The sequence below is a fragment of the Deltaproteobacteria bacterium genome (genome assembly GCA_019308995.1).
GTDB lineage: Bacteria > Desulfobacterota > Desulfarculia > Adiutricales > JAFDHD01 > JAFDHD01.
Map to the genome: position 1 here is coordinate 1 of JAFDHD010000096.1, position 11,829 is coordinate 11,829.

The 11,829-nt window shown below is 48.0% G+C and carries 13 protein-coding genes; 10 read left to right on the top strand and 3 right to left on the bottom strand.

Annotated features, from left to right (window positions below):
- Positions 1-155: 155 nt before the first annotated feature.
- Together JRI95_13375 and JRI95_13380 are read right to left on the bottom strand one after the other, a co-directional pair.
- The gene (locus JRI95_13375) at positions 156-239 is read right to left on the bottom strand and encodes a dodecin domain-containing protein (protein MBW2062534.1); all 84 of its coding nucleotides are present in this window, start codon (positions 237-239) and stop codon (positions 156-158) included.
- Between the two features lie 98 nt (positions 240-337).
- Positions 338-1,474 (bottom strand): hypothetical protein, encoded by a 1,137-nt coding sequence (locus tag JRI95_13380; protein MBW2062535.1) that lies wholly within the window; start codon positions 1,472-1,474, stop codon positions 338-340.
- 697 nt (positions 1,475-2,171) lie between these two features.
- Between JRI95_13380 and JRI95_13385 the strand changes: the two genes are divergently transcribed.
- The 10 genes from JRI95_13385 (at position 2,172) to JRI95_13430 (ending at position 11,175) form a co-directional block, all read left to right on the top strand.
- On the top strand, positions 2,172-3,485 hold the full coding sequence (locus JRI95_13385; GenBank protein ID MBW2062536.1) for a glycerate kinase: 1,314 nt from the start codon (positions 2,172-2,174) through the stop codon (positions 3,483-3,485).
- A gap of 11 nt (positions 3,486-3,496) precedes the next feature.
- Entirely contained in the window at positions 3,497-3,778 is a 282-nt protein-coding gene (locus JRI95_13390; GenBank protein ID MBW2062537.1) for a cytoplasmic protein, read from the top strand.
- A 372-nt stretch (positions 3,779-4,150) separates the two neighbouring features.
- Positions 4,151-5,011: a dTDP-4-dehydrorhamnose reductase gene (gene rfbD / locus JRI95_13395; GenBank protein ID MBW2062538.1), complete on the top strand. Its 861-nt coding sequence runs from the start codon at positions 4,151-4,153 to the stop codon at positions 5,009-5,011.
- Positions 5,012-5,106: 95 nt separating this feature from the next.
- On the top strand, positions 5,107-5,550 hold the full coding sequence (locus tag JRI95_13400; GenBank protein MBW2062539.1) for an NUDIX hydrolase: 444 nt from the start codon (positions 5,107-5,109) through the stop codon (positions 5,548-5,550).
- Between the two features lie 142 nt (positions 5,551-5,692).
- Entirely contained in the window at positions 5,693-6,139 is a 447-nt protein-coding gene (locus tag JRI95_13405; protein MBW2062540.1) for a transcriptional repressor, read from the top strand.
- A gap of 69 nt (positions 6,140-6,208) precedes the next feature.
- On the top strand, positions 6,209-6,910 hold the full coding sequence (locus tag JRI95_13410) for a transcriptional repressor (GenBank protein ID MBW2062541.1): 702 nt from the start codon (positions 6,209-6,211) through the stop codon (positions 6,908-6,910).
- 425 nt (positions 6,911-7,335) lie between these two features.
- Entirely contained in the window at positions 7,336-7,572 is a 237-nt protein-coding gene (locus JRI95_13415; protein MBW2062542.1) for a ferrous iron transport protein A, read from the top strand.
- A gap of 3 nt (positions 7,573-7,575) precedes the next feature.
- On the top strand, positions 7,576-9,939 hold the full coding sequence (gene feoB, locus JRI95_13420; GenBank protein MBW2062543.1) for a ferrous iron transport protein B: 2,364 nt from the start codon (positions 7,576-7,578) through the stop codon (positions 9,937-9,939).
- A 337-nt stretch (positions 9,940-10,276) separates the two neighbouring features.
- Positions 10,277-10,384 carry a hypothetical protein gene (locus JRI95_13425; GenBank protein ID MBW2062544.1) on the top strand — a complete coding sequence of 36 codons (108 nt, stop codon included), beginning with the start codon at positions 10,277-10,279 and terminating at the stop codon, positions 10,382-10,384.
- 200 nt (positions 10,385-10,584) lie between these two features.
- Positions 10,585-11,175: a hypothetical protein gene (locus tag JRI95_13430; protein MBW2062545.1), complete on the top strand. Its 591-nt coding sequence runs from the start codon at positions 10,585-10,587 to the stop codon at positions 11,173-11,175.
- Positions 11,176-11,448: 273 nt separating this feature from the next.
- On the opposite strand, the gene JRI95_13435 is transcribed toward JRI95_13430, so the two are convergent.
- A complete protein-coding gene (locus JRI95_13435; protein ID MBW2062546.1) occupies positions 11,449-11,757 on the bottom strand; it encodes a hypothetical protein in 309 nt (102 codons plus the stop codon).
- Positions 11,758-11,829: the final 72 nt, after the last annotated feature.

The window sequence follows — 11,829 nt, forward strand, 5'->3', positions numbered from 1 at the left end:
ATTGATCGTTTTTTAGATAATGGTCGGCAATGGCGCGTACTTCCTCCCAGGTATGCTCACTTGAAAGAAAGATACCCATCTTATAAGTATGATTGAGCGCTTAATTAGTTAATGCTCTGCCGCAACCCAATTGTTCCGTAGGGTCGTCCTCGGCTTCAATCAACCTTCTCTATTTTAAAAGAAAGCTTTACCTTGACCCGGTATGCGGCCACCTTACCATCCTGAAGCTGCATATCCAGTTCAGTAACCTCAGCGACGCGTAGGTCCCTATGGGAAGTTTGGTATCATCATTATGGCTTAGCGGAAAAAGAAGTGTCTCTTTAATATAGATAGCAAGCTACAGGAACCCTTTTTCCTCGTTCCATGTTCGGGCCTCATCTATCATAGCGTAGTAATTTTCTATCTGACAGTAGTTTGTAACCGAATTTCCAGACCCCAGGGCAAAACCGCGGCCAGTTCCACAGACATCCAAGATCTGTCTTACCCGACCTCGAACCTGATCCGGGGTTCCCATGGCTAAAAGCCCCACATCTACCCCGCCCAAAATGGAGATACGATCAGAGTAGCGCCGGTATACTTCTTCCACCGGGCAAATAACATCTTCAAAACTATGTAGCCCGTCTATCTTGACCGTCTCAATCAAATCCTCCATCAGGGTGTCAATATAGCCGCACGAATGGAGCAGAAAGGGTTTCCCGTGTTTGTGACAGGCTGAGGCGATACGCTGCTGTTTGGGAATAATCCATTCCCGATAAAAGTCGGGAGAGAGCATGGTGTTGGTTTTAAAGCCCATATCGTCGGCGTAAAAAACAGCGCCAGTAGCCGGATGGGCCGCGGCTTTGTCTATGGCCTCTACAGCCAAGACGGTTAGTTGTTCCAAAATATCTCCCAAAAGTTCCGGCTCCTCAATGCTTTTAAAGGCCATAGACTCAAAACCCATCAAAGACCGGAGATCCTCGAATATGCCCATGTACATTGCCTGGATTTTCATGCCAGGGGGTAGAATACTGGCCATAAAATCAAACGAGTTTACGTTTACTTTTGTAATGTCCGGCCACTTGAAAGCCTCAAAAGCCGCACGGTCAGGTATTAGCCCGGAATGTTCATTTTGCCAGGGGCGGGAGCTTTTGGCCCCAGCTCCACTACTATAAACGACAGGGGTACGGGGTTTAGGAACGGAGGGAAAGCCCAGAGCGCCGTCGTATCCTACAGTTTTGTTGAAAGCGACAATCAACTCTAGAAATTTTAAACTTTTTTCTGCCGCCTCTTCGCGTGTGTTTTTTCCAGAGGTGAAAATCTCGCTAAGCGCGGTCATTTCATCAACGGTATGCTTAAGGCCCGTGACCCTTCCCATTATGGAACCGTCCACCATCATCTCTATTATTGGCACCGGCCCGTCTTTGGTCTCGCGCATAATAACCTTACGAAGGTGCTCAAAATCGGCTTTTTGTTTAAATGGGTTTTTAATTGTCATGATTTTCCTTAAGTTTATTAAATTTTAACCCCTTTAAATATAATCACTTTAGGGCCTCAGATGAGGATATTACTGCCTCAGGGTTGATGCTGTCAACCGCTGTCTGACCAATCCACGTGCCAAAAAAAAGGGACTTAAAAGGAACATAATTCTGCCGCTATAAATCCCCTTTTAGAAAAAAGGGACTGAGGGGATTTCCCCTGGCACAAGAATATTAGATTGCTCCTATACACGGCGTTATATATAAATGCGAATCTCAAGTCTGCCATGCGTTTTCGAGTTCCGAGTGGATTCATCGGGCTATCAGCTATCAGCCGTCAGCTTAAAAGGATGGTCTATGTTTCTATCTCTGAACTGAAAGCTGAGTGCTGACTGCGGAAAGCCTAAATACATATGCGCAATTATTTATGCCGCTACGTATAAATTCGATAATAGGCCTGGTGATAAACCCCTTCGCTTGAATTCTTTGCCAATGTTAAATATCTCCTTACCAAGTTTTTTTAATCAACTCTTTTAGAGATGAACCATTTATATAAAAGCATTATTAGAAAAAAAGCTTTATTTAAAAGGCGTTATTCATTATAATACAAAAGTTAGGTTAAATTTAACCTGATATTTATTTCACCATCCTCATCAGTTAAAGGAGGGCGAGGTGAGCACAAAATTAAGAATTAACAGAAAATTAAAAAGCGATGCCATGGCCATATTCACTGCTGCGCTTAATGCGGCTGATCCGGTGCGGGCCGTAAAACAAACCATCTCCCTGGATGGAAACACCATCAAGGTGCGTCATGGGAAGAAAAATATTAAAACGATAAACTCAAATCGCTTCGAACGTATATTTCTTGTAGGAGCTGGTAAGGCCACTGCCCCCATGGCCAAGGCTCTGGAACAGATTCTGGGCAACCTAATTACAGAAGGGATCATCTCAGTCAAGAAAGGACATGCCCTTGACCTGAAATATACCACCATTATGGAGGCGGGCCACCCGGTCCCGGATCAAACTGGACTCAAGGCGGCTGATAAAATCAAGACTCTGCTTGCGGGTGCTGGATCAAAGGACTTGATTTTCTCTTTGATCTCCGGTGGAGGTTCTGCCTTGCTGCCCCTACCGGTCGCAAATCTGAAACTTTCGGAAATACAGGATGTTACCAGACTACTTCTGGGCTGCGGGGCCAATATTCATGAAATCAACATCGTCCGCAAACACCTCTCCCAGACCAAAGGCGGCCAGCTGATGCGGGTGGCTGCACCGGCCACAGTTATCAACTTGATGCTTTCCGACGTGGTTGGAGATAATATGGACACCATTGCCTCAGGGCCCTTTGTTCCTGACCAGTCCACTTTCGAAGACATGGCCTTGATTCTGGCGCGCTATAAGCTCATGAAAAAGGTTTCTTCCTCTGTCCGAACACATCTCAAGAAGGGCCTGACAGGGCAGATCCCTGAGACGCCGAAAGAAAAAGACCCTGTCTTCACCCGGGTCACGAATCTCATTATCGGTTCTAATTACCTTTCTCTCATTGCCGCTGAATCCAAAGCGAAGTCCCTGGGTTATAAGCCCCTCCTTCTTTCTTCGAGTATCGAGGGAGAGACGCAGGTGGTAGCCCAGGTTCATGTAGCCATGGCGCGTGAGATCAGGACGAGTAATCATCCGGTCAAGTCCCCTGCCTGCCTCATCTCCGGCGGGGAGACAATCGTTACCCACGCCGGGCCAGGCAAAGGCGGCCGTAACCAGGAATTCGCTCTGGCTGCAGCCCTGGAGCTAAATGAGTTGAAAGATGTGCTCGTCTTTTCCGCGGGTACTGATGGCACCGATGGTCCGACTGATGCGGCCGGAGCCATGGCCGACGAAAATACTTGTACACGCGCTATGAGCCTGGGTCTTTCGCCGCAAAAGTACCTCATGGAACACAACTCCTACCCCTTCTTCAAAAAATTGAATGACCATGTAATTACCGGCCCAACCCTGACCAATGTCATGGATGTTCGACTAGCTTTAATCAAGTAACCTGGGATAATATGCCATTATACAGCCATCGTTTCGTTGAGGATTACAAAGGTCTGGTAGGCTTCGGGATGGATCGGGAAATAGACGAAGCCACGCTGAACGTTTATCTTCAACAGTTCTCAAATGATGACCTTATGGCTATTTTACGCAAGCGGCTGGAAGATAAAGAGATGGAGGAGCTTTTCCTGCTGCTGAGTCGGCTTTTGCGAAAACATTTGAATGACGAAGAGTACCACCGACTTTTCCTGAAAACACCCGAAGGACACCACCCACCCGAGACACCGGACCCTTAATCCTGAATTCAAGCTCAACGTTTAAAATTATCATCTCTAGGCTTTTTCTCCGTTGCTCCTAAAAGACGATCCCTTTGCATTTCAAAGAAAAATCCCGCATGACCTCCCTGGCCTGTCTGGGGCTAGAAATCGGTGTTTTTTACCCTGGATCGGTCAGGATACACATGGATGCTCTTTTAAGGATTTCTTAAGGCTCGTAATTTCCTTTTTTCCATCGGTACTCCTGTAACCTTCTGGGCTTTTCAGACATTGAAAATAATCAGGCTGACCTCATAACATGGTCTTAAAAAAAGAAAATAGACATGAAGGATTGACAATACCTTTTAGGTTGCAAATAATACGGGTGAAAAAGCGTGGCCTTAAAGGAACTGTATGAACACCATTAATTCAATCCTGATACTCGGGGCTCAAGGTCTAATCGGCTCTGCCTTGATGGAGGTCCTGGCTAATAGAAACCCTTTAGGATTTGACCTGCCTGAGTGTGACGTGACTCGGCCGGACCAGGTCCGCCGGGTCCTTGATAAATTTTCACCTCAGGTAGTTATTAACGCCACCGGGTACACAAATGTTGATGGCTGCGAATCGGCGCCGGATGAAGCCCGGATACTCAATTCAGACGTTCCCGGTATTTTAGCGCGAGCCGCCCGGGAGCATGGCTCACTCCTGGTTCATCTGAGCACGGATTTTGTCTTTGACGGACACCTGGGCCGGCCCTATCGCGAGGACGATGCGCCGAATCCCCTTTCCGTTTATGGCCGAACCAAACTGGCCGGCGAGGAAGCGGTTCGGTCCGAGGGTGGAGAGTGGCTCATCCTCCGTGCGGCCTGGGTTTTTGGCCATCGAGGCCGTGACTTTGTCCGAACAATGATCAAACTGGCTCGGGGAAACACGGAAATAAAGGTCGTAAACGACCAAACAGGTTCACCGACCTACAGCCTGGACTTCAGCAAAGGTCTGGTGAAATTGTTCGAGGCCGGGGCCCGCGGAACGGTCCACCTTGTCAATTCAGGCCAGACAACCTGGTTTAATCTGGCCCGCCAGGCCCTGGACCAGGCCGGGTTTGAGAAAAAAACGATCCAGCCGGTCACTACTCTGGAACTTGCCAGGCCAGCCCCCAGGCCCTCGTATTCTGTACTCGATACTACGCGTTTTCAAGAACTGACCGGAGATATACTCCGATCATGGAAGGAAGCCCTGAGCGCGGCCCTTGAACGGGAAGGCCTCTTGGGGTAACCACACTAGCTCCTTCCAGAGTTTAAACCTGAGAAGCGGACAAGGTTTTTTTGGCACCAAGCGCTCAGTCATTAATATGGAGGTAGTAATTCGATATGAGTCGCGCTTATCCGGCCCGTCCGATCCTGGCTGTGGGCGGCCTGCTCTTTAAAGGCGGATCATTGCTTCTGGTTAAACGGGCCAAGGACCCTGGTCGGGGAAGATGGTCTATCCCCGGCGGAGCGGTCAAAGTCGGCGAAACCCTGGTTCAGGGGCTTATCCGGGAGATGTCCGAGGAAATCGGCCTGCCAGTGGACGTAGGGCCTCTGATTGAAATTGTGGAGCGAATCTTCCATGATAAGGAAGGAAAGGTTCAATATCATTATGTTATCCTGGATTATCTCATCTCTTCCCAAAACGGCCAACCCCGGCCGGGATCGGATGTATCTGAAGTACGCTTTGTCCCGCCAGCTGAATGGCCGGACTATATACAGGATCCTGCGAGTCTGAGAACCCTTGACAAGGCCCGGGCCATGGCACAAATCGCAGCCAGGTTATAAATCTGATTATATCCTGTATACTAACCTGTCATGAAGCGAACCGGCCATACACCTCATAAAGGCCTGTCCTTTCTTGACAAATACCGAATTATCCTGTAACCATTTACTACATCTTGCTTAATCAAGCCCTTAAGGAAGGCCGATGCAGGAGGAATTTCAAATCTTCAGGGAGCTTCTCAGAAAGCGCGGTATGCGTAATACCCCTGAACGCGAAGCCATCATTACCGCAATCCTCGACAGCCCTGACCACTTTGACGTGGAAGAGCTTTATATGAAGCTCAAAGAAAAAACGAGCGTTTCCAAGGCCTCCATCTACCGAACCATTCCTCTCCTGATTGAAGCCGGCCTGATTGCTGAGATATTCCATGAAGATAGGCACATGCATTATGAGCGTATTTACGGACGCGATCACCACTGCCACCTTCGATGCAGAAACTGTCGCAGAATAATAGAATTTTACGATGAAAGAGTCATTGAAATCGAAAAAGAAATCGGAGAAAAGTTCAATTTCAAGACCCAGGGCCACAGGCTGGAGGTCTTCGGACTCTGTTCCGACTGTGCGGTAAAAAAGGTACGTAAAAAATATTGACAAAGACCGTACGAATTGTTATTATTGTAAATGAGAATCAATATTAGATAAACGGTAGTCAATAAAAAAATGCCAGGCATACATCATCAAGAAAAAGAGCAGCTTAGGCGTATCTTGTCTCAGGCAGGTTATACGCGAACCAAAGACCTCCTTGCTATCCTGGACGCATTTCTGGCAATGGAAAAGCATCAAACCGCGGCTGACCTCAGACAAAACTTAAGAAGAACGGGTCTAAACTTCGATAAGGAATATGTACAAGAAGCCCTCGATATTTTTTGTAAATATGGATTTGCTCAAATCAAGCAATTCAATGGTCAGGAAACCTGTTACGAGCACCAGCACTTAAGCCATCATCACGACCATCTTATCTGCACCCGCTGCGGTCGGCATGAGGAGTTCATCAACCCAGAGATGGAGGCCCTGCAAATACAAATCGCCCGTGAAAAAGGCTTCGTTCCTTTGAAACACCGCATGGAAATCTACGGCCTCTGTTCCCGGTGCAGCCGCGAGCGAGGCACATCTATCCCCCTTATTCAGGCCGAACCTGGTGAAAAGATGACCATTGCCGGTCATACAGGTGGTAACGAAATAGACAGACGTCTTAATGATATGGGCCTGACACGGGGTGCAGAAATTGAAGTATTAAACCGTGACGGTGGACCGGTTCTGATTTCTTGTCGAGGCTCCAGGCTGGCCCTGGGCCATGGTATAAGCGCCAAGATCATGGTCTCTCCAGGCAAAACATCGGGTACTTCTTCCGAGAAGCACTAAATTTTAAAAAAAATCACTGCCTTAAAGCTGGAAACTCAAGAAGTATCAAAAATAGAGTTGGATTAAACGGAGTAAGCAAATGTGGCAGCCCTTAACCGTGGCCTTAATTATCGCCCTGGCCTTCTTTTTTCTGGCTCGCAGGTTTATTCGCAGCCTGAGAAGACAGAGCCCTGCTTGCGAATGCTGCGCTCAAGGCTGCGATTTAAATAAAATAGAAGAGCCGGATGTATTATGCCTGATGCCTGCCTGTCGGCTTAAATAATCCTGATAAAACAGTATAATACATTAAGCCGTGGGGCTTAATCTTAACTGTGTATAAACCCGGTAATTTAGGCCGGGTAATTTTTCTAAAAATTATTGCAATTGAAATTCAGTAAAAAAAATAAAATAATAAAACCATCACTAACAACTAGAGAAAAAATAAAATGCCTCTCACAACGCTGCGCTACATGAAAGTAGGAGAAAAAGGAACGATCGTCAAAATCAAGGCTAAGGGTGTCATGAATCGTCGCCTCAGGGACATGGGTCTGGTTCCAGGGACGGAGATCGAAATCGCGGGACGGGCCCCGCTATACGACCCGGTCAACATTAAAATTAGAGGCAATAACTTGAGCCTCCGAAACAATGAAGCGGATTATATCCATGTCGAAGTAAAACGCTAGAACATGCCGGACCGAATAAAAATAGTGCTGGCTGGCAATCCTAACGCCGGGAAATCCAGCCTTTTTAATCAGCTCACCGGGGCCAGGGCTCACGTGGCCAACTTTCCGGGCATTACCGTCGCAAAAAAAGAAGCCGTTATAAAGCTTAACCATCAGAGGATCCATGTCGTGGATCTTCCGGGGATATATTCTTTGACTGCCTATTCTCCGGAGGAACTAGTCGCCCGCAACTATATCCTTGATGAACGGCCTGACCTGGTCATCGTGGTGATTGACGCGGCCAACCTGGAACGCAACCTCTATCTGGCCGTGCAGTTCATGGAGATCGGCGTACCGCTAGTCTTGGCTTTAAACATGATTGACGTCGCCGAAAACCGGGGTTTAAGAATCGATCACCAAAAACTGAGCCGCCTGCTAGGCATCGCGGTCGTACCGACCGTAGCCAAAAGCAATAAAGGCGTAGATAAGCTCATGGAAAGGGCGCTTGAGACAGCCCAGCGGCAGAAAACCTGGAAACCCCATCAAATCAGCTATGGAGCGGATCTGGATGAAAAAATTGAAGAGATTGCGGCCTTGTTTCCTCAAGGGAATTTTCAAATAGAAAAGTACCCGCCGCGGTGGCTGGCCATCAAGGCCTTTGAAGGCGACAGCCAGGTGTTGAAGTTAGTGCTTTCCGATAATGAGGTCGGCCCTGAAATTATCAGCAAGGTAAATGAAGTATCCCAGCACATAAGGGCCACTCTGGATGATGAGCCTGAAGGGGTTATTGCTGACTACCGCTATGGATACATTACCTCTCTGACCAAGCAGACCGTAACCAGCGAGCGTGAAATCCGGCGTACTATTTCAGACAAGACTGATAAAATCCTTCTTAATCGTCTTCTGGGTCCTCTCATCCTATTCTTTTTAATTTATATTATTTATCAATTGGTCTTCTGGGTCAGTGGCGCGCCGGTGGCCTGGTTTGAGGCCTTTTTCAAATGGCTGGGCCACGTAGGCCAGACCGCCTTGCCTCCCGGACTGCTTCAGTCCCTGGTCGTATCAGGTATCATTGACGGCGTGGGGGGTGTTCTGGGGTTTGTGCCTCTGATCTTTTTCATGTTCTTTGCTATTGCCATCCTGGAGGACAGCGGCTACATGGCCCGCATGGCTTTCATTTTAGATCGAGTTTTGCGCACCTTTGGCCTGCATGGCAATTCGGTTCTGGCCTTGATTATCAGCGGGGGTGTCTCCGGCGGCTGCGCCGTGCCAGGCATTATGGCCGCGCGGACCTTACGCGATCCAAAAGAGCGGCTGGCCACCATTTTGGTCGCCCCCTTAATGAACTGCGGGGCTAAATTACCGGTGTACGCCATGCTTATCGCAGCCTTCTTCGCCAGGTATGAAACTCAGATGATGTTCCTCCTCACCCTGATTGCGTGGAGCCTCGCTTTGCTTGCGGCCCGTATTCTCAGATGGACCATACTCAGAGGCAGCCACACGCCCTTTGTCATGGAACTGCCTCCCTACCGGCTCCCTACCCTTAACGGCCTCTTAATCCATACCTGGGAACGAACCTGGCAGTATATCAAAAAGGCAGGCACCATCATTCTCGGAATCTCGATCCTCATCTGGGCCATGATGACCTTCCCGGGCTTGCCAGACGAAAAAATTCAAGCGTTTGAAGCGCAGCAAGCTCAGGCGACTGAAGATTTCCTGATCAGCACTGAGGCTAAAATACTGACTGATGCTCAAGCTTTGTCCAACTTTTCCGCCTTTTATAACTCCTACCAGAAGAAGGATAAAAAACTTGGCCCACATGCCAGCCCCTCCTTTCAGCCACTGGCCCAAACCGTGTCCTTACTTGAAACAGGTAAGCCCCTGACTCAAAACCTTAAGAAATATCAAACTACGGCTCAAGCATTTCTGAACTGGTCTCAAAGCATAAAGAACCTTGAAGGAGCGATGGCAAGAGATGAACTTCAGCATTCAGTGGCCGGTCGTTTGGGTTCAGCCTTTGAAGTCCTGACCAGACCGCTGGGTTTTGACTGGCGAACCAATATCGCCCTTGTTGGCGGTCTAGCCGCCAAGGAGGTCGTACTTTCTACTCTAGGCACTGCCTACTCCCTGGGAGAAGTTGATGCAGAAGAAGCAGAATCACTATCTCAAAAATTGGCCAGGACCCCGGGCTGGAATCCCCTGGTTGGATTTACCTTGATTATCTTTGTAATGATCTATGCTCCATGTTTCGTTACGCTGGTTATCATCGGTCGTGAAACCAGAAGCTTGAGGTGGCCTGTTTTTGCCTTTGCTTACACAACCATAACGGCCTATGTGATCAGTCTGGCCGTAGCTCAGATCGGACGCGCCTTAGGACTTGGCGCCTAGCCTGTATCCAGGCTGCCTGTCTGGCGTAGGGCCTCATAAAGGACTACCCCCACCGCAGTAGACAGGTTCAGACTCCGCACCGGCCCCCATATAGGGATGGTGACTATCTGATCCGGATAAAGATTCAGAAGTTCCGGCGGGCAGGCCGCGGCTGAAGCCTAAGAATGTCCAGAAGGATGCTCTCCTTATATATCGTTGGGCGAAGATGATTTTACAATAATCAAAATTAAGATTTACTTGACTTGACAACACCCAATTATCATATCTGTAGTTTTAACAGAGTTGGAACACTCTCAATATATCAGTATTTTGGATGATCTTATGATATTGGTGGGATATCATACAGGAGCTCTTGGGCCACAAGGATGTCAAGACGACAATGATCTATACTCATGTCTTCAACCGGGGTCCATCAGGGGTGAGAAGCCCTGTGGATGGGCTTTAAAAATGAGTGTCTTATGCCGATCCGCATAACACGACATACGAAAACGCTAATGCGGAGATAAGCCATTAAAATTCTTTGGGTTAACGAGATAATGGAACGATTTACAAAGGCTTCTTATACGGACAGAAACAAACAACTCCGCATTTTATGCGGATACATCTAATTATTGTTAGGCGTAAGCAATCGGAGGGATTGAACTAATGGCAGAGCTAAAGAGGCACATTATAGATTTGGAAGCGTTGCCGAAGATGTTCCCTACTCACAAGCACGAACCCATGTTTTGGGAGAGCTTGGGCCGAGCAGTAGCGACATTTGGATTTCTCGAAGAAACACTGGGAAAAGCGATATTCGCGTTTACTGCTACACGGCCATATAGCGAAGAGGAAATTCAGAAGGCCTATGACAATTGGCTTCCCAAGCTACAAAACGCATTATCTGATCAGCTCTGGAACCTCTTTGAATCTTATGGAAAGGCGGTACGCGAGCATCCTAACGCTACTATAGAAAATCTCGATGAATTACTGGATGAGTTGAAAAAAGCGGCAAAAATACGAAACGTGATCTGTCATAGCTCTTGGCAATCACCTAATGCTGAAGGTGCTTCAGTTCCCTTCTTCGTGAATCGCCAACTGGAGCGCTTCGAGACTGCTATTGATATCCCGTTTTTGCTCCAACTTCAGGAGTCTGTGTCTGAACTCATATGCGCTGTCATTAATACCGTTACTCACATGGGCTGGCAGTTCCCAGGCTCTCAAGGCTCTGGCACAGTTATTTGGGAGGCTGGTCAATGAATTGTTCGCCTAACAAGCGCATTCAGGCGGACGCGGCGGAGCCGCGCCGCTGATGCTTGCCGTTCGAACAGAGAAGGATAAACGATGCCGATCATCATTAGCGCGAAATCACGGCAAAAAGCCTGCTCCGTTAGTCGAGCTGGCATAGGTATGCCGCAGTCCGTTGTTGAGCAGCCGGGTGCCCTACACAATCTTGCTGTTTTTTTAAATACCTCTTTTTGGGGTGGTGCATACAACTCGTTAGAGTTGTGTGCACGCCGCAGGCGCAAGAAGTCATTCCGGGGGCTGAATTTTCACTCCACAAGATTGTCCCGACATATAAAATCGAGCTGAGCTAAATTGCCAGTCTTCCGGCCTGTCCACCAATCCTCCTCTTACTGGATTTTTGTGCATATACTTTAGTTTTTCTATCAGCTTCTTTTCGGTGTAAAGATTGAAATCGTAATATCGGCGCTGCCAGACCGGGTCTTTTAAATCGAATGCTGACGTATAAGAAGTATAATGCGTTTTCATGTTTTTTTTGATTTGCCGGGTGCTCCAGACAATCTCGCGGTTTTCCCAAATACCTCCGCTGGGAGGCACCCACACGATCCTTGCAGGATCGTATGGGCCACCCTCGAAAATTACATTATCTGGGAGCGATCGTATCAGAAA